Source organism: Gemmobacter fulvus, from assembly GCF_018798885.1.
Taxonomy (GTDB): domain Bacteria; phylum Pseudomonadota; class Alphaproteobacteria; order Rhodobacterales; family Rhodobacteraceae; genus Gemmobacter; species Gemmobacter fulvus.
Window position 1 is genome coordinate 3,069,105 of sequence record NZ_CP076361.1, and the last position, 22,516, is coordinate 3,091,620.

21 protein-coding genes are annotated in these 22,516 nt (G+C 63.6%); 14 read left to right on the forward strand and 7 right to left on the reverse strand.

Going from position 1 to position 22,516, the window contains the following annotated elements:
• Positions 1-106: 106 nt before the first annotated feature.
• A complete protein-coding gene (gene dprA / locus KM031_RS14925; RefSeq protein WP_215506607.1) occupies positions 107-1,252 on the forward strand; it encodes a DNA-processing protein DprA in 1,146 nt (381 codons plus the stop codon).
• Here the strand turns inward: dprA and KM031_RS14930 are convergent.
• A complete protein-coding gene (locus KM031_RS14930) occupies positions 1,249-1,677 on the reverse strand; it encodes a hypothetical protein (RefSeq protein ID WP_215506605.1) in 429 nt (142 codons plus the stop codon). The genes dprA and KM031_RS14930 overlap by 4 nt on opposite strands.
• Positions 1,678-1,840: 163 nt before the next feature.
• On the opposite strand from KM031_RS14930, the gene topA reads away from it, so the two are divergent.
• Positions 1,841-4,519: a type I DNA topoisomerase gene (topA, locus tag KM031_RS14935; RefSeq protein WP_215506603.1), complete on the forward strand. Its 2,679-nt coding sequence runs from the start codon at positions 1,841-1,843 to the stop codon at positions 4,517-4,519.
• Positions 4,520-4,562: 43 nt separating this feature from the next.
• Here the strand turns inward: topA and choV are convergent, their stop codons facing one another.
• The 3 genes from choV to KM031_RS14950 form a co-directional block, all read right to left on the reverse strand.
• Entirely contained in the window at positions 4,563-5,585 is a 1,023-nt protein-coding gene (gene choV / locus KM031_RS14940; RefSeq protein WP_215506601.1) for a choline ABC transporter ATP-binding protein, read from the reverse strand.
• On the reverse strand, positions 5,582-6,418 hold the full coding sequence (gene choW, locus KM031_RS14945) for a choline ABC transporter permease subunit (RefSeq protein ID WP_215506599.1): 837 nt from the start codon (positions 6,416-6,418) through the stop codon (positions 5,582-5,584). Before choW ends, choV begins: the two co-directional genes overlap by 4 nt.
• A 78-nt stretch (positions 6,419-6,496) precedes the next feature.
• Positions 6,497-7,432 (reverse strand): choline ABC transporter substrate-binding protein, encoded by a 936-nt coding sequence (locus tag KM031_RS14950; protein WP_215506597.1) that lies wholly within the window; start codon positions 7,430-7,432, stop codon positions 6,497-6,499.
• Positions 7,433-7,534: 102 nt separating this feature from the next.
• Here KM031_RS14950 and betI point away from each other — a divergent pair, with 102 nt between their 5' ends.
• The 4 genes from betI to KM031_RS14970 all read left to right on the forward strand — a co-directional run bounded on the left by betI (position 7,535) and on the right by KM031_RS14970 (position 11,587).
• Positions 7,535-8,116: a choline-binding transcriptional repressor BetI gene (gene betI, locus KM031_RS14955; RefSeq protein WP_371878996.1), complete on the forward strand. Its 582-nt coding sequence runs from the start codon at positions 7,535-7,537 to the stop codon at positions 8,114-8,116.
• Positions 8,116-9,570 carry a betaine-aldehyde dehydrogenase gene (betB, locus tag KM031_RS14960; RefSeq protein WP_215506595.1) on the forward strand — a complete coding sequence of 485 codons (1,455 nt, stop codon included), beginning with the start codon at positions 8,116-8,118 and terminating at the stop codon, positions 9,568-9,570. Before betI ends, betB begins: the two co-directional genes overlap by 1 nt.
• A gap of 12 nt (positions 9,571-9,582) precedes the next feature.
• Positions 9,583-11,235, forward strand: coding sequence for a choline dehydrogenase (gene betA, locus KM031_RS14965; protein WP_215506593.1), 1,653 nt, complete (start codon positions 9,583-9,585; stop codon positions 11,233-11,235).
• A gap of 115 nt (positions 11,236-11,350) precedes the next feature.
• Complete coding sequence (locus tag KM031_RS14970; protein WP_215506591.1) at positions 11,351-11,587, forward strand: HP1242/YdcH family protein; 237 nt, start codon at positions 11,351-11,353, stop codon at positions 11,585-11,587.
• A gap of 12 nt (positions 11,588-11,599) precedes the next feature.
• Here the strand turns inward: KM031_RS14970 and KM031_RS14975 are convergent, their stop codons facing one another.
• The 3 genes from KM031_RS14975 to KM031_RS14985 form a co-directional block, all read right to left on the reverse strand.
• Positions 11,600-12,997 (reverse strand): helix-turn-helix domain-containing protein, encoded by a 1,398-nt coding sequence (locus KM031_RS14975; RefSeq protein WP_215506590.1) that lies wholly within the window; start codon positions 12,995-12,997, stop codon positions 11,600-11,602.
• 64 nt (positions 12,998-13,061) lie between these two features.
• Positions 13,062-14,279: a multidrug effflux MFS transporter gene (locus KM031_RS14980; protein ID WP_215506588.1), complete on the reverse strand. Its 1,218-nt coding sequence runs from the start codon at positions 14,277-14,279 to the stop codon at positions 13,062-13,064.
• 62 nt (positions 14,280-14,341) lie between these two features.
• Complete coding sequence (locus KM031_RS14985; protein WP_215506586.1) at positions 14,342-14,692, reverse strand: DMT family protein; 351 nt, start codon at positions 14,690-14,692, stop codon at positions 14,342-14,344.
• Positions 14,693-14,868: 176 nt separating this feature from the next.
• Between KM031_RS14985 and KM031_RS14990 the strand changes: the two genes are divergently transcribed.
• From KM031_RS14990 to KM031_RS15025, 8 genes are all read left to right on the forward strand, one after another.
• The gene (locus tag KM031_RS14990; RefSeq protein WP_215506584.1) at positions 14,869-16,401 is read left to right on the forward strand and encodes an acyl-CoA carboxylase subunit beta; all 1,533 of its coding nucleotides are present in this window, start codon (positions 14,869-14,871) and stop codon (positions 16,399-16,401) included.
• A gap of 32 nt (positions 16,402-16,433) precedes the next feature.
• A complete protein-coding gene (locus KM031_RS14995) occupies positions 16,434-17,192 on the forward strand; it encodes a class I SAM-dependent methyltransferase (protein ID WP_215506582.1) in 759 nt (252 codons plus the stop codon).
• Complete coding sequence (locus KM031_RS15000; RefSeq protein WP_246567246.1) at positions 17,189-17,596, forward strand: DUF6497 family protein; 408 nt, start codon at positions 17,189-17,191, stop codon at positions 17,594-17,596. Before KM031_RS14995 ends, KM031_RS15000 begins: the two co-directional genes overlap by 4 nt.
• Before the next feature lie 226 nt (positions 17,597-17,822).
• Entirely contained in the window at positions 17,823-17,951 is a 129-nt protein-coding gene (locus KM031_RS15005) for a hypothetical protein (protein WP_260692151.1), read from the forward strand.
• A 75-nt stretch (positions 17,952-18,026) separates the two neighbouring features.
• On the forward strand, positions 18,027-18,425 hold the full coding sequence (locus KM031_RS15010; RefSeq protein WP_215506580.1) for a hypothetical protein: 399 nt from the start codon (positions 18,027-18,029) through the stop codon (positions 18,423-18,425).
• A gap of 343 nt (positions 18,426-18,768) precedes the next feature.
• Positions 18,769-19,017, forward strand: coding sequence for a hypothetical protein (locus tag KM031_RS15015; protein WP_215506578.1), 249 nt, complete (start codon positions 18,769-18,771; stop codon positions 19,015-19,017).
• Positions 19,018-19,176: 159 nt separating this feature from the next.
• Positions 19,177-21,180, forward strand: a complete 2,004-nt coding sequence (locus KM031_RS15020) for an acetyl-CoA carboxylase biotin carboxylase subunit (protein ID WP_215506576.1) — start codon at positions 19,177-19,179, stop codon at positions 21,178-21,180.
• Positions 21,181-21,281: 101 nt separating this feature from the next.
• Complete coding sequence (locus KM031_RS15025) at positions 21,282-22,514, forward strand: Y-family DNA polymerase (protein ID WP_215506574.1); 1,233 nt, start codon at positions 21,282-21,284, stop codon at positions 22,512-22,514.
• Positions 22,515-22,516 lie beyond the last annotated feature (2 nt).

The window sequence follows — 22,516 nt, forward strand, 5'->3', positions numbered from 1 at the left end:
TGTGCGACTGCGCAAGCATAGCAATTTTCCGCAGGGGTGGGGCAGATCTTTACGGGCCATTAACCACCGCTCCGCGATGCTGCCTGCATCTTAAAGGAGCAGAGCGATGGCGGCGCGGCTGAACTGTGATCCGATCCCCCCGGCAGCGGTGCTGAGCGCGGAAGACCGGCTGGCGCGGCTGCGCCTGATCCGGTCGCGCCGCATCGGGGCGGTGACCTATCACCGCCTGCTGGCGGAACATGGCACCGCCGGGGCGGCGCTGGACGCCTTGCCCGAAATTGCCCGCGCGGCAGGGGTAGAGAATTACGCGGCCTGCCCGCCCGAGGTGGCTTTGCATGAAATGCGGGCGGCGCGTCTGGCCGGGGCAAGGATGCTGTGCCATGGCGAGGCGCTTTATCCCGCCGCCCTGGCCGAACTGCCGGATCCGCCGCCGGTGCTGTGGCTGCGCGGCGATGCGGCGCTGCTGTCGCGCCCGATGGTGGCGCTGGTGGGGGCGCGCAACGCCTCCAGCCTTGGCCTGCGCATGGCCCGGAGACTGGCCGAGACGCTGAGCGAGGCAGGGTTTGTGGTCGTGTCGGGGCTGGCACGCGGCATTGATGGCGAAGCCCATGCTGCGGCGCTGGCAGGCGGCACGGTGGCGGTGCTGGCAGGCGGCGTGGATGTGATCTATCCGGTCGAAAACGCGGCGCTGGCCGACGGGATCGCCACGCAGGGCTGTCTGATCAGCGAACAGCCGCCGGGGCTGGAGCCGCAGGCGCGGCATTTTCCGCTGCGCAACCGCATCATTTCGGGCCTGTCGCGCGCGGTGGTGGTGGTTGAGGCGGCAGCGCGCTCCGGCTCTCTGATCACCGCGAAAGAGGCCGCCGATCAGGGCCGCGATGTTCTCGCGGTGCCGGGCCATCCGTTCGATGCCCGCGCGGCGGGCTGCAATCAGCTGATCCGCGAGGGGGCGGTGTTGGTGCGCTCTGCCGCCGATGTGATCGAGGCGCTGGGGGCCGTGCCCAAACCGCAGGCGCAGCCGCATCTGGCGTTGCCCGAACCGGCCAGAGCCGCGCCACCACGCCGCCCGCTGCGCGATATTGCGGCGCTGCACAGCCTGATCCTCAACCGGCTTGGCCCCAGCCCGGTGGCCGAAGACCAGCTGATCCGCGATCTGGCGGTGCCGGTGGCCGAGGTGGCCCCCCAATTGCTGACGCTGGAGCTTGAGGGCAAGCTGATCCGCCAGCCGGGCGGGCTGCTGTCGCGGGCTTAACAGACTTCGGGAATGACGCCGCCCCATTTGCCGCAATATTGCGGATCGGCCCACCAGACATCGGTGGCCCCGATGGCCCAATGCACCACCACCCAGGTCTTGCCCTGCCGGGTCAGCAGGGCCTGCATATCGGTGCCGTCCATATGGTCAGGGTCGGCCCCATCGCGCAGCACCATCGGTGTGCGCGCCAGATTGATCGCACCGCCGCCGGGGCGTTGCGGCGAGACCATCGCCATGCCGCTGTTGCCCTGCACCCGCAATTCACCCACCACGAATTCGACCGGCGCATCCAGCAGCCATTCGGCATGGGGGCGCAGCGCATCCATCATGGCGCGGCGTTCGGCGCTGCCGCGCGCCGGTTCGCTCCAGGCATGGGCCAGCTGCGGCAGGAGGGTGAAAGCAAGCAGAAGTCCGGCGCGGCTCATGGGCAATTCCACCATCTGAAAGGGCATCCCTGCGGCACAATGCGCCGACCCGCGATAGGCGTCAAACCCCGCCAAGGCTTGACGCAGCCAAGCGAGCTTGACATGGGAGCAGGCACAACCACATCTTTCCGCGCCGCCGCAAGGGTTGGCGCAAGAGGTATTCATGGCAGTCGTCGTCGTCGAGTCTCCGGCCAAGGCCAAGACAATCAACAAATATCTTGGCTCCGATTATACGGTGCTGGCCTCGTATGGCCATGTGCGCGATCTGCCAGCGAAGGATGGCTCGGTCGATACCGAACATGATTTCGACATGAAGTGGGAGGTCGCCGCCGATAGCAAGAAACACATTCGCGCGATTGTCGAGGCGCTCAAGACCGATGATGAGCTGATCCTTGCCACCGACCCTGACCGCGAGGGCGAAGCGATTTCGTGGCACCTGCAAGAGGCGCTGGCCTCCAGCCTGAAGAAGGGCAAGAAGGTCAGCCGGGTGACGTTCAACGCGATCACCAAGGCGGCCGTGACCGAGGCGATGAAAAATCCGCGTCAGGTGGATACGCCGCTGGTCGAGGCCTATCTGGCCCGCCGCGCGCTGGATTATCTGGTGGGCTTCACGCTGTCTCCGGTGCTGTGGCGCAAATTGCCGGGGGCAAAATCGGCGGGGCGAGTGCAATCGGTCTGCCTGCGCCTGATCGTTGAACGCGAAATGGAGATCGAGGCGTTCCGCGCCCGCGAATACTGGTCGGTGACGGCGGTGCTGGTCACCCCGCGCGGACAGGAGTTCGAGGCGAAGCTGACCATTCTGGGCGGCAAGAAGCTCGACAAGTTCGATATTCCGACGGCAGAGGCGGCAGAGCTGGCGGTTCATGCGGTTTCGGCCCGGGCGCTGAGCGTGGCCTCGGTCGAATCGAAACCGGCCAGCCGCAACCCCTATGCGCCCTTCATGACTTCGACCCTGCAACAAGAGGCCAGCCGCAAGTTCGGCATGGGGGCCAAGGCCTGCATGTCGGCGGCGCAGCGGCTCTATGAGGCGGGTTACATCACCTATATGCGGACTGACGGCATCGACATGGCACCCGAGGCGGTGATGTCGGCGCGGGCCGAGATCAAGGACCGCTTTGGCCCGGCCTATGTGCCCGACAGCCCGCGCATGTACAAGAACAAGGCGAAAAATGCGCAGGAAGCGCATGAATGTATTCGCCCGACCGATATGTCTGCCGCGCCCGAAAAGCTGCGCCTGACCGAGGCGGATCAGCGCAAGCTGTATGACCTGATCTGGAAACGCACGATTGCCAGCCAGATGTCGGCGGCGCGGATGGAGCGCACGACCGTCGATATCGCCTCGCCCGACGGGCAGGTGGGGCTGCGCGCCACCGGGCAGGTGATGATGTTCGACGGCTTTCTGAAGGTCTATGACGAGGGCCGCGACGACGATGCCGATGACGAGGGCCGCCTGCCGCAGATCATGCAGAATGAGGTCGCCGAGAAGCGCAGCGTGACCCCCGACCAGCATTTCACCCAGCCGCCCGCGCGCTATACCGAGGCGACGCTGGTGAAGCGGATGGAAGAGCTGGGCATTGGCCGCCCCTCCACCTATGCCTCGATCCTGACCACGATTCAGGACCGCGAATATGTGCGCCGCGACAAGAACCGGCTGATCCCCGAAGACAAGGGTCGGCTCGTAACCGCTTTCCTCACCAACTATTTCCGCAAATATGTGGAATATGATTTCACCGCCGATCTGGAAGGCCAGCTCGATGATGTGTCGGCGGGCGAGCGCGATTACAAAGAGGTTCTGGCGCGGTTCTGGCGGGATTTCTCGGCGGCCGTCGCCGAAACCGCCGATCTGCGCATCAGCGAAGTGTTGGACAAGATCGACGAGTTTCTGGGGCCGCATCTTTATCCGGCCCGGGCCGATGGCTCGGATCCCCGGTCTTGCCCGACCTGCGGATCGGGGCGGCTGCATCTGAAAACCGCGCGCTCTGGCGGCGCGTTCATCGGCTGCGGTAATTACCCCGAGTGCCGGTATACCCGCCCGATTTCAGTCGGCGATGATTCGGGGGCCTTGACGCCGGATGGCAAGATTCTCGGCCAGGATGAGGATGGCCAGCCGATCAGCCTGCGCGCCGGGCGGTTTGGCCCCTATGTGCAAAAGGGCGAGGTGACTGCCGAGGCGCCGAAACCGCCGCGCGCCAGCCTGCCGAAAGGCTGGTCTCCGGAAAGCGTGACGCTGGAACGCGCGATCACCCTGCTGAACCTGCCGCGCCCGATTGGCCCGCATCCCGAGGACGGCGTGCTGGTCGAGGCCGGGATTGGCCGCTTTGGCCCCTATATCAAACATGGCAGCACCTATGCGAACATCCCCGATGTCGAAGAGGTGTTTATCATCGGCATGAACCGCGCAGTCGAGGTTCTGGCGCAGAAAGCGACGCGCGGGCGCGGTGCCTCGGCACCGGCAGCCCCGATCAAGGAACTGGGTCAGCACCCCGATGGCGGGCTGATTTCGGTGATGCCGGGGCGCTATGGCCCCTATGTGAAATGGGAAAAGGTCAATGCGACCCTGCCGAAAGACGTGACGCCCGAGGCGATCACGCTGGACGAGGCGATGGCGTTGATTGTCGAAAAGGCGGGCAAGGGCAAGAAACCGGCGAAGAAAGCCGCCAAACCCAAGGCCGAAGCGGCGGCCAAGCCCAAGGCAGCAGCCAAACCGAAAGCCGCAGCAAAACCGAAGGCTGAGCCGAAAGCAAAGGCCGCGGTGAAGCCGAAGGCCGAGGCCAAGCCGAAAGCGGCGGCAAAGCCCAAGGCGGCCGCGAAACCGAAAGCGGCAGCTGCGGAAACCGAATAAGCCGGTTGCGGCCAGCCCGGGATCTCCGGGCTGGCCGCACGGATCAGCCGCGCGGGTTGACCAGCCGCGCCATCACATCGGCGGCCCGGATGGTGCCCAGACCCTGCGCGCCATCAGTCACCGCCACTTCCTCGATCCCGTCGCGGATCAGCATCATCACCTCTTTCACCGGCGTTTCCGCATCCACCGCATGTGTGGCGGCAGAGGGGCCGGGGCGCATCACATCGCGGGCGGTCAGCACCGACAGCGGGTTCATATGCGCCACAAAATCGGCGACATAATCGCTGACCGGATTGGCGATGATCTCGCGGGCGGTGCCGCATTGCACGATGCGCCCGCCCTCCATCAGCGCGATGCGGTTGCCGATCTTGAAGGCCTCATCGAGATCATGGCTGACAAAGACGATGGTGCGCTTCAGCCGCGCTTGCAGGTCCAGCAATTCATCCTGCAATTTTGCCCGGATCAGCGGATCAAGCGCCGAAAACGGTTCGTCCATCAACAGGATCGGCGCTTGCGTCACGAAGGCCCGCGCCAGCCCGACCCGCTGCTGCATCCCACCCGACAGATCGCCCACCTTTCGGTCGGCCCATTGGCTCAGGTTCACCAGCGCCAGTTGCTCTTCGACCGGCTTCTTGCGCGCCTCGATGGGCATGCCCGCCAGTTCCAGCCCCAGCCCGACATTCTCGCGCACCGTGCGCCAGGGCAGCAAGCCGAACTGCTGGAACACCATGGCGATGCGCGACAGGCGCAGGCGGCGCAGCGTGTCGGGATCGGCCTTGGTGACAGAGACCATCTTGCCGCCATCCGACACCCGCACCTCCCCGCGCACCACCGGGTTCAAGGCATTGACCCCGCGCAGCAGCGTGGATTTGCCCGAGCCGGACAGGCCCATCAGCACAAGGATTTCGCCCTCTGCCACGCTGAGAGAACAGTCATGCACCCCCAGAATCTGCCCGGTGGCCTGCTGCACTTCGGCGCGGCTCATGCCGCGATCCATCAAGGGCAGGGCGCGGTCGGGGTTGTCGCCAAACACGATGGAGACACGATCAAATTCGACAGCACTCATTTGCGTGTCACCCTCAGGATACGGTCAAGCATGATGGCCACCACGACGATGATGAAGCCGGATTCAAAGCCGAGCGCGGTATTGACCGAGTTCAGCGCCCGCACCACCGGCACGCCCAGCCCGTTGGCACCGACCAGTGCCGCGATCACCACCATCGACAGCGACAGCATGATGGTCTGGTTCAGGCCGACCATGATCTGCGGAAAGGCATAGGGCAGTTCCACCTTCCACAGCACCTGCCGGGGCGTCGCGCCAAAGGCGGTTGCGGCCTCCAGCAAGGGCATTGGCGTGGAGGATACGCCCAGATGGGTCATGCGGATCGGGGCCGGCAGCACGAAAATCACCGTGGCAATCAGGCCGGGCACCATGCCGATGCCAAAAAACACAATGGCGGGAATAAGATAGACGAAGGTTGGCAGGGTCTGCATCAGATCCAGCACCGGGGTCATCGCCGCATAGACCTTGGGCCGATGCGCCGCCCAGATGCCGATCGGCACGCCCAGCCCCAGACAGACCACGCAGCTTGACAGCACGAGGGTCAGGCTTTCGGTCGTTTCCTCCCAATAGCCCTGATTGAGGATGAACAGGAAGCCGAGGGCGACGAAGACGAGGATTTTCCAGCTGCGTTGCAGATACCAGGTCAGCCCGAGGAAGGCCGCGATGATGACCAGCGGATGCGGCGTTTGCAGCACCCAGAGGATCGCGTCGATCAGCGCTTCCATCACCATGCCCATGGCATCGAACAGCGGCGACAGATTGGCCTTCATCCAGTCGAAGGCGGTTTTGGAAATCTTTCCAAGCGGCAGTTTGTTGTCAGTGAGCCAGTCGAGCATCCGGCAGGCATCCTTTGCGATGAGGAGGCAGATCGAAAAAACCCTCCCCCGGTGGGGGGAGGGCATGTGCCGGTCGGATCAGAGGCCGAGTGCGGTCTTGACCGCCGCCAGACCATCGCCGCCATCCTTGGCGGTGACGCCCGCAAGCCAGGGCTCGATCGTGGCCGGGTTGGCCTTCAGCCAGGTGGTGGCCGCTTCGGCCGGATCGGTGCCGTCATTCAGGATCGCACCCATGATCTCGTTTTCCATCTGAAGCGAGAACGCAAGGTTTTCCAGCAGCTTGCCGGTATTCGGGCATTCCGCTACATAGCCTTTGCGCACATTGGTCGCCACCACGGCCCCGCCCAGATTGGGGCCGAAGAAATCATCGCCGCCGGTCAGATAGGTCATTTTGAAATTGGCGTTCATCGGGTGGGGTTCCCAGCCGAGGAAGATGATCGGCTTGGCATCGCCGGTGCTGCGTGCCACTTCGGCCAGCATCCCCTGTTCAGAGCTTTCGACGACCTCGAAGCCTTTCAGACCGAAGGCATCCTTTTCGATGATGTCGAGGATCAGGCGGTTGCCGTCATTGCCCGGCTCGATCCCGTAGATCCTGCCTTCGAGCGCGTCCTTGTTGGCGGCAATATCGGCAAAATCCTTGATGCCAAGCGCGGCCCCGGCCTCGTTGGTGGCCAGCGTGTATTTCGCGCCTTCCAGATTGGTGCGCACGGTTTCCACCGACCCGGCCTCGCGGTAGGGGGCGATGTCGGCTTCCATCGTCGGCATCCAGTTGCCGAGGAACACATCCACATCGCCTTCGGCCAGCGCGGTATAAGTTACCGGCACCGACAGGAGTTTGGTCTCGGTCTCATAGCCCAGGGCCTCCAGCAGCACACTGGCTGCGGCGGTGGTGGCGGTGATATCGGTCCAGCCAACATCCGAGAATGTCACCTTGTCGCAGCCCTCGGCATGGGCGGTGCCAACAAAGGCAAAAGCCACGGCGGTGGCAAGAAGCGCAGATTTAACTTTGGTCATGTCGTCTCCCTGGGGTTTGCGCTCATGCGCTTTTTGTTGATTGACGAGTCAATAAACTTCACGTTAGCTCAGTTTGGCAAGCATTTTATTGAGGAAGCCGCCGTGCCCAAGCTTGGAATGGAGCCTATCCGAAAGGCCGCGCTGGTCAAAGCGACGATCTTTGAGATCGGGCGTGCCGGATCGCTGGATGTGACGGTCAGCCAGATCGCCAAACGGGCGGGCATGTCCTCGGCGCTGGCGCATCATTACTTCGGCTCCAAGGAAGAGATTTTCCTGGCCGCGATGCGCCATGTGTTGTCGCTTTATGGGGCCGAGGTGCGCGGCGCGCTGGCTGCGGTGGATGGGCCAGAGGCGCGGTTGCACGCGATTTTGCGCGCCTCGTTCAGCCCCGGCAACTTCCGGCGCGAGGCGGTGGGGGCCTGGCTCAACTTCTATGTGCTGGCCCAGACCGTGCCGGAGGCGCGACGCCTGCTGTCGGTCTATCAGCGGCGGCTGAAATCCAACCTGATGCACAGTCTGAAACCCTTGATCGGCGCGCGGGCGGGGCAGGTTGCCACCGGCCTCGGGGCGCTGATCGACGGTGTGTATCTGCGCGAAGCATTGAAGGAGGGGCCGCCTGATTCGGCCTCGGCAGTGGCCACGGTGCTGAACTTCGTGGCGGCGGAACTGAAAGGGCGCGACTGATGAAAGCACAACCGAAAGCCAGCCATTTTGTGAACGGCGCCTATGTCGAAGACAGCGCCGGGGCCGTGATCGAGGTGATCTACCCGGCCACCGGCGAAGTGATCGCGCGTCTGCGTGAGGCGACGCCTGCCGTGGTGGAGGCCGCGCTTGCCGCTGCCCATGCCGCGCAGAAGGCCTGGGGGCAGACCCGCCCGGTGGAACGCGCCCGTATCCTGCGCCGCGCGGCGGATCTGATCCGCGACCGCAACGCCGATCTGTCCTGGCTGGAAACACTGGATACCGGCAAGCCCTTGCAGGAAACCACGGTGGCCGACTGGCCTTCGGGGGCGGATGCGCTGGAGTTCTTTGCCGGGCTTGCGCCGTCGGTGACGGGGGAAACGGTGCCTCTGGGGCGCGATTTCGTCTATACGCTGCGCGAACCGCTGGGCGTTTGTGTCGGCATCGGCGCATGGAATTATCCCAGCCAGATCGCCTGCTGGAAAGCCGCGCCCGCACTGGCCATGGGCAATGCGATGGTGTTCAAACCCTCGGAAGTGACGCCGCTGGGGGCCTTGCAACTGGCGGAAATTCTGGTGGAGGCCGGGCTTCCGGCGGGGCTGTTCAACGTGGTGCAGGGGCGCGGGGCTGTGGGCGGGGCGCTCGTTACCGACCCGCGCGTGGCCAAGGTCTCGCTGACCGGATCGGTGCCGACCGGGCGGCGCGTCTATGCGGCGGCGGCAGACGGCGTGCGCCATGTGACGATGGAACTGGGCGGCAAGTCGCCGCTGATCATCTTTGATGATGCCGATCTGGAAAGTGCGGTCGGCGCGGCCATGCTGGGCAATTTCTATTCCGCCGGGCAGGTCTGCTCCAATGGCACGCGGGTGTTTGTGCAACGGGGCATCAAGGACCGTTTCCTCGCCCGTCTGGCCGAGCGGACGGCGGCGATCACGCTGGGCGATCCGCTGGACATGGCGACACAGATGGGCCCGCTGGTCAGCGCGGCACAGTGCGACAAGGTGATGGGTTATGTAGAAACCGCCAAGGCCGAAGGCGCGCGCCTGATCTGTGGCGGGGCCTTGGGCGCAGATCTGGCGGGCTGTTTTGTGCAGCCCACCGTCTTTGCCGATGTGACCGACACGATGACGCTGGCCCGCGAGGAGGTGTTCGGCCCGGTGATGGCCGTGCTGGATTTCGCGGATGAAGAAGAGGCAGTAACCCGCGCCAACGCCACGGAATTCGGCCTTGCCGCCGGTGTGTTCACCGCCGATCTGACCCGCGCGCATCGGGTTGTGGCGGCGCTGGAGGCGGGCACCTGCTGGATCAACGCCTATAACCTGACGCCGGTGGAAGGGCCGTTTGGCGGCTCCAAACTCTCGGGCGTCGGGCGCGAGAATGGCAAGGCTGCGGTCGAACATTACACGCAGATCAAGTCTGTCTATGTGGGCATGGGCCCCGTCGATTCCCCCTATTGACCGGAGCCGGGTATGAGCACTGAATTCGTCATCATCGGCGCGGGGTCTGCGGGCTGTGCCACGGCCTATCGTCTGGCCGAGGCGGGGCGGAGTGTGACCGTCATCGAACATGGCGGCACCGATGCCGGGCCGTTCATCCAGATGCCGGCCGCGCTCAGCTATCCGATGAACATGCGGCGCTATGACTGGGGCTTCCAGACCGAACCCGAACCGCATCTGGGCGGGCGGGTGCTGGCCACGCCGCGCGGCAAGGTGATCGGCGGATCGTCGTCGATCAACGGCATGGTTTATGTGCGCGGCCATGCCCGCGACTTTGACCATTGGGCCGAACAGGGCGCGCATGGCTGGTCTTATGCCGATGTGCTGCCGTATTTTCAGCGTATGGAACATTGGCACGGCGACAGCGGCGATGCGGCGTTTCGTGGCAATGACGGCCCCTTGCACATCACGCGCGGCCCGCGCGCCAATCCGCTGTTCAATGCCTTCATCGCTGCCGGGCAGCAGGCCGGCTATCCTGTGACAGCCGATTACAATGGCCAGCAGCAGGAAGGTTTCGGCGCCATGGAGGCGACGATTTGGAAGGGGCAGCGCTGGTCGGCGGCCAATGCCTATCTGAAACCGGCACAACGCACCGGGAAAGTGCGCCTGATCCGGGCCTTTGCCCGCCGCGTCGTGATCGAACAGGGCCGCGCTGTCGGGGTCGAGGTAGAGCGGGGCGGCAAGATCGAGGTGATCCGCGCCAGCCGCGAGGTGGTGGTGGCCGCATCCTCGATCAACACGCCGAAGATCCTGATGCTGTCAGGCATCGGCGCAGGCGCGCATCTGGCGCAGCATGGCATCAAGGTGGTGGCGGATCGTCCGGGGGTTGGGGCCAATTTGCAGGACCATCTGGAACTGTATCTGCAATTCGCCGCCAGCCAGCCGGTGACGCTTTACAAATACTGGAACCTCTGGGGCAAGGCAGCCATCGGCGCGCAATGGCTGTTCACCCGCAAGGGGCTGGGCGCCTCGAACCAGTTCGAGGCCTGCGCCTTCATCCGTTCAAAACCCGGCGTGGATTACCCGGATATCCAATACCACTTCCTGCCCATCGCCGTGCGTTATGATGGCAAGGCGTCGGCTGAAGGCCATGGGTTTCAGGCCCATGTCGGGCCGATGCGCTCAGTCTCGCGCGGGGCGGTCACGCTGCGGTCGGGGGATCCGGCGGTGGCCCCGAAAATCCAGTTCAACTATATGTCGGACCCCTCTGACTGGGACGATTTCCGCCGCTGCATCCGCCTGACCCGCGAGATCTTTGGTCAGGATGCGTTCAAACCCTTCATGAAACATGAAATTCAGCCGGGGTCTGCGGTGCAGAGCGATGCGGAACTGGATGATTTCATCCGTGCGCATGTGGAAAGCGCCTATCATCCCTGCGGCACGGCCCGGATGGGGCGGCGTGATGATCCGACGGCAGTGGTCGACCCGGAATGCCGGGTGATCGGGGTAGAGGGGCTGCGCGTGGCCGACAGCTCGATCTTCCCGCGGGTGACCAATGGCAACCTGAACGCGCCGTCGATCATGGTGGGCGAAAAGGCGGCGGATCACCTGCTTGGGCGCGCGCCACTGGCCCCCTCGAACCAGGAGCCGTGGATCAACCCGGCCTGGCAGGTCAATCAGCGCTGAACGCGCCCCTGTCGGCAGCGACAGGGGCGTCGATTTCGCACGCGTTTGATCCGGGTCAAGGTGGCGGGGCGCGGGCTTGGCTAGGCTTCTGTCAGACCACAAAAGGAGCAGGCAGATGTCGAACACCCCGCATGAACTGGCCGAAGAATTCCCCGCCGAGGCCGGAAAGATCTCGGCGCTGAAAGAAACCGATGCGCATTTTGCGCGGCTGGTGGAGGAATACCACACGGTGAACCGCAAGGTGCATCGGGCCGAAACGCTGGTGGAGCCGACCAGCGCGGATCACGAGGCCGAGTTGCGCAAGACCCGCGCGCTGTTGAAAGACACGATCTGGAAACGGCTCAGCGCCTGATTTGCGATCGGGTCACTCTGCAATCTCATAGGGCAGGATGCCGCGGCGGTCGGGGTCGACCCGCAGCCGCCGTTCCAGCGGCGGCACCGATCTCTGGTGGCAGTCGCGGCGCTCGCAGATCCGGCAGGATATGCCAATGGGTTCAAACTTGCCCCGCAGGTCCAGCCCATTGGCATAGACCAGCGCATCGGCATGCTGCACCTCGCAGCCCAGACAGATGGCGTAGCGGCGCACCGGCGCGTTGAACGAGCCGCCGGGCTTGCTCACATCACGGGCAAGGCACAGATACCGCACACCGTCCGGCGTTTCGGCCAGTTGGCGCAAGAATTGCCCCGGCGTTTCAAAGGCGCGATGCACGTTCCACAGCGGGCAGGCCCCGCCAAAACGCGCGAATTGCAGGCGGGTGGCCGAGTGGCGTTTGGTGATGGTGCCCGCCTGATCGACCCGCACGAAAAAGAACGGAATCCCCTTGGACCCCGGCCTTTGCAGCGTCGACAGGCGATGGGCGACCTGTTCGATCGAGGCCCCGAACAGATCTGCCAGACGTTCCAGATCATGCCGCGTCTCCATCGCGGCCTGTTGAAACGCGCGATAGGGCATCAGGGCGGCCCCGGCAAAGTAATTGGCCAGACCGATCTTGGCGATGTCGCGCGCTTCGGGCGTGGCAAAGCGGGCCAGATCCAGCGTGGCCTCCAGCAGATCATTCTGCGTGGCCAGCGCCACCTGATACAGCAGTTGAAACCGCTGCGTCGGGCTGGAGGCGCGGCCCGAAATCGCCAGCAGGCCTTCGCCAGCATTGAAGCTGCGCAACGTGGCATTGTCGGAAAATTGCAGGCTGATCCCGGCGCGGCTCAGGGTTTCGGTGGCGATCACCAGCGGGTCTTTGCGCACGCCGCCGGGCATCGCATAATGTTCCGCCGCCCGGTCAATCGCGTCCAGATAGTTGTCGCAATAGTGAAAGAAGTCGCGCACCTCTTCCCAGGGCGAGGGGCGCAGGCCCGCATCTTCGCGCCCCAGCGCCTCGTCCAGCGAGGCGAGCCGTTCATGCGTCTGGCGATAGGCGCGATGCAGATCAAGGAAGGCGCGCGCAAGGGCAGGGGCATTGGAGGCGGCCAGCCGCAGATCGGCCAGCGGTGGGGCGGCGGCCTGAAACACCGGATCGGCCAGCGCCTCGCGCATGTCCGACACGATCCGCTCGGCATCGCCGGTGGTCAGCTCGGTCACATCGAAGCCGAATTCCTGCACCAGCGCCAGCACGACCGAGGCCGAGACCGGCCGGTGGTTGTTTTCCATCTGGTTGAGATAGGGCAGCGAAATCGCCAGCTTGTCGGCAAAGGCCTTTTGCGTCAGGCCAAGGCGACCCCGCAGCTCGCGCAGTTTGACCCCGGCGTACAGCTTTTGCGTCGACATGGATGGCTCTCCTTTGCAAAGCGCATGTGGCCTTTGCAAACTGGGCCTGTCAAGCGGGCAGGGATCAGCCGGACAGGCCCAATTGTCGCGCCCGGCGGATCACCCACAGAATCGCCAGAACCGAGGCGACCGAGGAGGCCAGCATCAGCAGCACCAGCGGCATTTCAGTCGCCCCCGGTGGCAGCAGGGCCCCGGCCAGCGCAGCCAGCCCCGCGCCACCACCAATGATGAAGGCCCCGCCCAGACCCGAGGCGGTGCCCGCAAGCTCTGGCCGCACCGACAGGATCCCGGCATTGGCATTGGGCAGCGACATGCCGTTGCCAAGGCCCATCGACACGGTCAGGCCGAAAAACACCACGGCATTGGTCAGCCCCAGCAGCGACAGCAGGGTCAGCACCAGCAGACCCGCCGTTGTGACCAGCGTGCCCATCAGCACCATCCGGTTCATGCCGATGCGCACCGAATAACGCCCGGCCAGAAAATTGCCCGCCGCATAGCCCACGGCGGTCAGGGCGAACAACACGCCGATCTGGCTGGAGCTGAGGCCGAACACCACATTGCCGACATAGGGCGCGCCGCCCAGATAGGCGAAAAAGCAGCCCGAGGCGAAGGCCGCCGACAGGCAATAGCCCCAGAACCGCTGCGAGGTCAGCAGCCCCGGATATTGCCGCATCTGGGCGGCAAAGCTCATCTTTTGCAGGGTCGCCGTCTCGCCCAGATCGCGCCAGCACAGCACCAGCACCACAAGGCCAAGCACCAGCAGCAGCCCGAAATTCGCGTGCCAGCCAAAGGCTTCGTCCAGCACCCCGCCGATCACCGGGCCGATCATCGGCACGAGGCTCATGCCCATTGTGACATAACCGATCATCGAGGCGGCCTCGGCATCGCTGACCATATCGCGCACGATGGCCCGGCTGAGCACCATGCCCGCCGCAATCACCGCCTGCGCCATGCGGAACACCAGAAACACCGTGGCATTGGGCGCAAGCAGGGTGCCCACCGTCGCCAGCAGGAACAGGATCAGCGATCCCAGCACCACATGACGGCGGCCAAAGCGGTCTGAAATCGGGCCGATCACGATCTGCAACGCCGCCGACAGCGCCAGATACAGCGCGACCGACAACTGCATCAGCGCATAGGGCACATCAAAATGTTCCGCCATGCCGGGCAGGGAGGGCAGAAAGATATTCATCGTCAGCGCCGACACACCTGCAAGCAGGATCAGCGTCACGATTTTGGGCGGGGTTTCCGGGTCAAGGAAACGGGGGGCACGCAGGGTCATGCCACAGGGCTACGCTGCGGCTGCCGCCCTGTCCATTGCCGGAATGCACAGATCTCTGTGCATCACCATTTGTGAAAAATGAAGAATGCCCCGGCGGTGATGAAAGCAAAGCCGACAAGGTGGTTCCAGGTCAGCGGCTCTTTCAGGAAAAACACCGAAAACAGCGCAAATACCACCAGCGTGATCACTTCCTGAATGGTTTTCAGCTCTGCCGCCGAAAAATATCCATGCCCATAACGGTTCGCGGGCACCATCAGCATGTATTCAAACAGCGCGATGCCCCAGGAGATGAAGATGACCGTGACCAGGGGTGCGGTCTTGTATTTCAGATGGCCATACCAGGCGAAGGTCATGAAGATGTTGGAGGCGATGAGCAGGCCGATGGTCAGGATCGGCACGGGAATGGCAGGCATCGGGGCACCTATTGGGGATATTGCCAAGCTGTGCCGCGCCGACGCTGAAAATGCAATGTTTTGCGAATTTGCAATTTGCAGAATCAGCCTTGCCAATAATTTGCAAATTTTCTGAATTTTGCTTTGGGAAATCCGCGCTTGCGCCTAATGTCCGCTCGATTCCAAGGGGGACCGTAATGAAAGACATCCTGCAAGAGCTTGAAGATCGTCGCGCTGTGGCCCGCGCGGGCGGCGGCGAACGCCGGGTCGAGGCGCAACATGCCAAGGGCAAACTGACGGCGCGCGAACGGATCGAGCTGTTGCTGGACGAAGGCTCCTTTGAAGAGTTCGACATGTTTGTGCGGCATCGCTGCACCGATTTCGGCATGGAGCAGGACCGCCCGGCAGGCGACGGGGTCGTGACCGGCTGGGGCACGGTAAATGGCCGTATGGTCTATGTCTTTTCACAGGATTTCACGGTATTCGGCGGCTCGCTGTCAGAAACCCATGCCCAGAAGATCTGCAAGATCATGGATATGGCGATGCAGAACGGCGCGCCGGTGATCGGGCTGAACGATTCCGGCGGGGCCCGGATTCAAGAGGGCGTGGCCTCGCTGGCCGGATATGCCGAAGTGTTCCAGCGCAATGTGATGGCCAGCGGTGTGGTGCCGCAGATTTCGGTGATCATGGGCCCCTGCGCCGGTGGCGCGGTTTACAGCCCGGCCATGACCGACTTCATCTTCATGGTCAAAGACAGCTCTTACATGTTCGTCACCGGCCCTGATGTGGTGAAAACCGTGACGAACGAGGTGGTGACGGCCGAAGAGCTGGGTGGGGCCTCGACCCATACCAAGAAATCCTCGGTGGCCGATGGCGCGTTTGAAAACGACGTGGAGGCGATGGCCGAAACCCGCCGCCTGATCGACTTCCTGCCGCTCAACAACCGCGAACGTGCGCCGGTGCGGCCGTTCTTTGACGATCCGTCGCGGGTGGAGCACAGCCTTGATACGCTGATCCCCGACAACCCGAACCAGCCCTATGACATGAAAGAGCTGATCGGGAAAATCGCCGATGAGGGCGATTTCTTCGAGATTCAAAAGGATTACGCGGCGAACATCATCACCGGCTTTGTGCGGATCGAAGGCCAGTCGGTCGGCATCGTCGCCAATCAGCCGATGGTGCTGGCGGGCTGCCTCGACATTGACAGCTCGCGCAAGGCCGCGCGGTTCGTGCGCTTCTGCGATGCGTTTGAAATTCCGATCCTGACACTGGTGGATGTGCCGGGCTTCCTGCCGGGCACGAGCCAGGAATATGGTGGCGTCATCAAGCACGGCGCGAAACTGCTGTTCGCCTATGGCGAGGCGACGGTCCCGAAGGTGACGGTGATCACCCGCAAGGCTTACGGCGGTGCCTATGACGTGATGGCCTCGAAACACCTGCGCGGTGATTTCAACTATGCCTGGCCCACGGCGGAAATCGCGGTGATGGGGGCCAAGGGCGCGACAGAAATTCTCTATCGCAGCGAGCTGGGCGACAAGGACAAGATCGCGGCGCGGACCAAGGATTACGAGGACCGTTTCGCCAATCCCTTCGTGGCGGCAGAGCGGGGGTTCATCGACGAGGTGATCATGCCCCATTCGACCCGCCGCCGGGTGGCCCGCGCCTTTGCCTCGTTGCGTGGCAAGAAGCTGGCAAACCCCTGGAAGAAGCACGATAACATCCCCCTGTAACGCAGAACGCGAACCAAGGGGGTATCGTATCCATGCAGTTGGCTATCGACATCGGCGCAGAGGCGAAAGGACCTGCCATCAGGGCATTGGACTTTTCGGCTCTGGGGCCTGACGACTATCTGAACCTGATCCTGCAACGGTCGGAGGTCATGTTTGACCGCCCGAAATCCGGGCAGGTGATCCGGGCGTGGAATGCGGGGGATCTGGATCCCATTGCGCGGGTGATCGAGGATCTGGGCGAAGATATCGCGCGCCGGGCCGCCGGGGTCATTCAGGCGGAATACCGGGCGATGGCCCCCTTGCTGGCACAGCTTGCCCCCCGCAGGCTGGCCGATATCGGCTGCGGTTATGCGCTGTTCGATCTGTTCGCGGCGCAGGATCTGGGATGCGAGCTGCTGCTGATCGACCTTGAATCCAACGAACGCCGCCACTTCGGCTTTGCCGAAGAGGGGGCCGCCTATTCGAGCCTGTCCGTCGCGCGCAAGCTGCTGGAAGATAACGGCATTTCTGCGGATCGTATTGCCACGCTCAACCCGCGCGAAGTGGCGCCCGAGACGGCAGGGCCGGTTGATCTGGCGGTGTCGTTCCTGTCTTGCGGGTTCCATTACCCGGTCGACCTTTATCTGCCGTTTCTGGATCAGGCGCTGGCCCCGGGTGGGGCTGCGATCTTTGATCTGCGCGCCGCAACGGCGACGGAACAAGAGGCCAAGCTGGCGGCCTTTGGCAAGATCACCGATCTCGCGGCCCCGCCCAAGGCGCGGCGCGTGCTGTTGAACAAGGGGGGCGCATGACCGTGCCGTCTTCCGACATGATGACAAATCCGGCGGCGGGCAACGTCGTTCTGGTGGGCGATGGCGCGCCGATCCTGGTGCCGTCGGGCCAGCCGGTCACGCTTCAGGACGTGATCTGGAATGAAATGGGTCCGCATGGCCTGACCATGCGGTTCCGCTTCCTTGCGCCGCAGATCGCGCGGGCAGGGGGGGCGGTGGATTTTGATGCCGCTGTGCAGGATATGCAGGTGCTGTGCGAACAGTTCGCGCTGCCCCGCATCGCCGAATTCGGCCCGATGCCGCAGCAGATCATCATCAGCCTGTCTGACGTGGCGGTGCCGTTCGGCGAAACCGCCCCGGAGGCCACGCAATTCTTTGAAGCTTTTGCCCTGCAGGACGGCGCCTGCATCTGGGAGATTTACTGATGTCGGCACAATATGTTGCGATCCAAACCCCGGATCTTTGCTCACCTGATGTAGCCGAGTCACAGATGGCGGCTTTGCGCAGTTCGTCGTGTCAATCGGGCCGGAAAATGTCTATTGTTTCCGGGAGACGTTCCCAAGCGTTTCATACCTCGTGTCGGGGGCTGTGGGCCAATGCGTTGGTGCCGCTGACCCTCCAAGAAAACTTTAGAAGAGGATGTCGAACAGCATGCGTATCATTCTGTCGCTCTGCGCCGTTGCCTATCTGGCCGCTTGCGCTGCAAAAACCGAAGAAGTCGTCTACGTCGACGAGCCTGCGGTCACGACCGAGCCCGTCTACACCGGCAAATACAAATAATCCTTCGGGGCGGGCCAACAGGCCGCTGGCGGCCAGGCCCGCCCCGCTTCGCATCTCCGCAACCGGAGGTGCAACATGCTGAAACATCGTGGTTTTCCGGGCCGTATGACCGGAACCGACTTTCAGTTCGTGATTCGTCGCGCCAACAAGAAAGATGGCCCGACCAAGATCATCCGGCGGGAACGCTACAAGGATCGCAAAAACGTCGACCGGGCCGCAGATACCGCTTTCATGGCGGCGCTCTGGGCGCATTTCGGTGAAGACCCGTTCGAACGTGGTAATCTGGATGCCGGACGCCTGTCGTGGCTGTTCGGGCGCGAAGTCGTGCCGGCCGAAGATCCGTTCGATCCTTGCTCTTACGATGCGCTGCTCAGGGTCGATCTGAAGCGGGCGCAGGCCTCTTTCCCCGAAGTCTTTGCCGAAGATGCGCCGCCGGTGCTGTTCGACGATGATTGGGATGATGAGGACGAATGAGCATGTTTCCGCGCAACCCCTTGGTTTTCGGGCAAAAAGCCGCGCATCTCTTTCGTGTGTCGGCTTTTGTCTTTGCCCGTTCCGCGGGGCTGCGCCATGCTGTGGGCAAGGCCACACAGATCCCTGTGCGTTCCCTTTGCGGTTCCCTCCGCACCCCTTCCCCCTTCCTGAAGCCCGGCCCTGTTTGGGTCGGGCCCTTTTCGGGCGGCAAGGCTGGCGCCGGGTCTGATCTTTATCGGCAAGCCTTTGCCGAGACGTGCTGCGCACGGGAAATTGCCTTTTCACGGCAAATCAATCCGCTACACTTGGCCGACATAACATCCGCTCACGGAGGCCGAGCACAATGCGTCTTTCTTCCCTTCTTTTCGTCGTCGCCATGGCAGGCGCTGTTGCAGGCTGCACCCAATCGGGTGGTGGCTATGGCCAGCCGACCGGCCCGCTGCAAACCCAAGGCGGCCGTGCCGTCGCCGGTGCAGTTCTCGGGGCTGCGGCTGCCGATGCCATGGATGAAAACATGGTTGCCGGTGCAGCACTTGGTGCGCTTGCCGGTGGCGCGACCTGCGGCGTTCCGGGCATGGCGCCCTGCTACTGATCTGACAGAAACGGCTGCGGCCGCTGCATTCGCGGCGCGCCGGTCTGCCTTCTGTCTGCCAATCACCAAGGCCATTCGGGCATTCCGCCCGGATGGCCTTTTTCGTTTCGCATATGACTGCGCAGGCCGGCCCGCCTGCGGTTGAGGGAAGGAAGCCGAATGTTCAAGAAGATCCTGATTGCAAACCGGGGCGAAATCGCCTGCCGTGTGATCAAGACGGCCCGCAAGATGGGCATCAAGACGGTCGCTGTCTATTCGGACGCCGACCGCAATGCCCTGCATGTGAAAATGGCCGATGAGGCCTATCACATCGGCCCGCCGCCCGCGAACCAGTCCTATATCGTGATCGACAAGATCATGGAGGCGATCCGCGCCACCGGGGCCGAGGCGGTGCATCCGGGCTATGGCTTTCTGTCGGAAAACATGAATTTCGCCGCCGCGCTGGAGAAGGAGGGCGTGGTGTTCATCGGCCCGCCGTCCCCGGCCATCGAGGCGATGGGCGACAAGATCACCTCGAAAAAGCTGGCGATGGAGGCGGGGGTGTCCACCGTGCCCGGTTATATGGGGCTGATCGCGGATGGCGACGAGGCGGTGAAAATCTCGGGTCAGATCGGCTATCCGGTGATGATCAAGGCCTCTGCCGGCGGCGGCGGCAAGGGGATGCGCATCGCGTGGAGTGAATCCGAGGTCAAGGAAGGCTTTGAATCCTCGAAGAACGAGGCCGCCAACAGCTTTGGCGATGACCGCATCTTCATCGAGAAATTCGTGACGCAACCGCGCCATATCGAAATTCAGGTGCTGGCCGACAAACACGGCAATACCGTCTACCTGCACGAGCGGGAATGTTCGATCCAGCGCCGGAACCAGAAGGTGATCGAAGAGGCCCCGTCGCCCTTCCTGGATGAGGCGACCCGCAAGGCGATGGGCGAACAGGCCTGCGCGCTGGCCCGGGCGGTGGGCTATACCAGCGCCGGGACGGTGGAATTCATCGTCGATGGCAACCGCAACTTCTATTTCCTGGAAATGAACACCCGGCTTCAGGTGGAACATCCGGTGACCGAACTGATCACCGGCGTCGATCTGGTGGAGCAGATGATCCGCGTCGCGGCAGGTGAGCCGCTGCCGTTCAAGCAGGAAGATCTGAAGATCAATGGCTGGGCGATGGAAAGCCGCCTTTATGCCGAAGATCCCTATCGCAACTTCCTGCCCTCGATTGGCCGCCTGACCCGCTACCGTCCGCCGGTGGAAGGGCCGACCGCGCGCGGCGGTGTGGTGCGCAATGATACCGGCGTCTTTGAGGGCGGCGAGATCAGCATGTATTACGACCCGATGATCGCCAAGCTCTGCACCTGGGGGCCGACGCGGGCCGAGGCGATTGAAGAAATGCGCCTCGCGCTGGATACGTTCGAGGTGGAAGGCATCGGCCATAACCTGCCGTTCTGTTCGGCGGTGATGGAACATCCGCGCTTCACCTCGGGCAATATCACCACGGCCTTCATCGCCGAGGAATATCCCGATGGGTTCAGCGGTGTGCAGCTTGACGCGGCGACGCTGCGCCGGGTGGCGGCGGCAACCGCTGCGATGAACCGTGTGGCCGAGATCCGCCGCACCCGCATTTCCGGCACGATGGACAATCACGAACGCAAGGTCGGGGATGATTGGGTGGTGTCGGCGCAGGGGCAGGATCTGGCAGTGACCATCGCCGCCGACAAGGACGGATCGACCGTCACCTTTGCCGATGGCACCCGCCTGCGCGTCACCTCTGACTGGACGCCGGGGCAGGCACTGGCGCGGGTGATGGTGGATGGCACCCCGGTGGTGATGAAGGTCGGCAAGATCCCGATGGGCTTCCGCATCCGGCTGCGCGGCGCGGATCTGAAGGTGCATGTGCGCACGCCCCGCGCGGCAGAGCTGGCCAAGCTGATGCCGGAAAAACTGCCGCCAGACACGTCGAAATTCCTGCTCTGCCCGATGCCCGGTCTGATCGTGAAGATCAACGTGGCTGAAGGCGACGAGGTGCAGGAAGGGCAGGCGCTGGCCACGGTCGAGGCGATGAAGATGGAAAACATCCTCAAGGCCGAACGCAAGGGCGTGGTCAAAAAGGTCAATGCCACGGCGGGCGCCTCGCTCAAGGTGGATGATGTGATCCTGGAGTTTGAATAAGGTGACCCGGCACGGCGCGTCATGGCTGCCACTTCGGACTGGCGATTTGTTCCCATTTTGTTCTATGATGGGGCCTTCGCCATTCGCCGAGTCGCATGCCCATGTCGCGCCGTGTCTCCACCCTGTTCTTCGATATGAACAGCTTCTACGCCTCGGTCGCACAGGCCGAGGAACCGGCGCTGATGGGCAGGCCCGTTGGCGTGTTGACGACGGATGCGCCCAACGCGGCTTGTATCGCTGCCAGCGCCGAGGCCAAGCGGCGTGGCGTCCGGATGGGCACCCGGCAGAACGAGGCGCGGCAGCTGTGCCCCGGCATCGTGTTTCGCCCGGTGCAGCACGATGTCTGCGTGCGCTATCACCATGCCATCCTGCGGGCGGTGGATACGATTCTGCCGGTGGACCGGGTCTGGTCGATCGACGAATGTTCCTGTCTGCTGACCGGATCGCAGCAGGATCTGCCCCGCGCGCTGGAGATTGGTCAGGCCTTGCAGCAGGCGGTGCTGCATCTGGTGCATCCGGCTCTGCGCTGTTCGGTGGGGCTGGCGCCGACGCGGCTGCTGGCAAAGCTGGCGGCAGGGTTGGAAAAGCCGGGTGGCCTGCACTGGTTGCTGCCGGAGATCCTGCCCGAGCGGATCGCGCATCTGGCGCTGGACGATCTGCCCGGCATTTCCTGGCGGATGAAGGCCCGGCTGGAGGCGGCAGGGATTGCGGATGTGCGGGCGCTCTATCACCTCGATCCAAAGCGGGCGCGGGCGATCTGGGGCAATGTTGCGGGCGAACGTTTCATCCGCGAATTGCGCGGCGAAACCGTGGTCTGGCCTGCCACCAAACGCGGCATGATCGGCCATGGGCAGGTGCTGACGGCGGGCAATACCTCGGCAGAGGGCGCACGTCTGGTGGCGCGGCGGCTGCTGGTCAAGGCGGCGGCCCGGCTGCGGCGCGAGGGGTTCTATACCCGCAGCCTGCATGTCGGGGTGAAATGCGCGCGGGCGGGGCATATCGGGCAGGGCGGCACCATCCGCTGCACGCAGGATACGGGTTTTCTGCTGGAAACCTTCGACCGCTACTGGGGGCAATTGCCGCAGCACAAACCGCTGGCGGTGAATGTCACCCTGGGCAGCCTGCTGGCCGAGGCGGAGTTTGTGCCCGACCTGTTTGCTTCGCCCGAACCTGTGGCGCGCAACAGTCGGCTGAATGCGGTGGTCGATGCGCTGAACCAGCGCTTCGGGCAGGATACCATCCGCTACGGGCAGTTGCCGCCGCATCACGTGCCCTATACCGGGGCGAAAATTGCCTTCGGGCGCATCCCTTCGGCCGAGGATTTCCGCGAATAGTG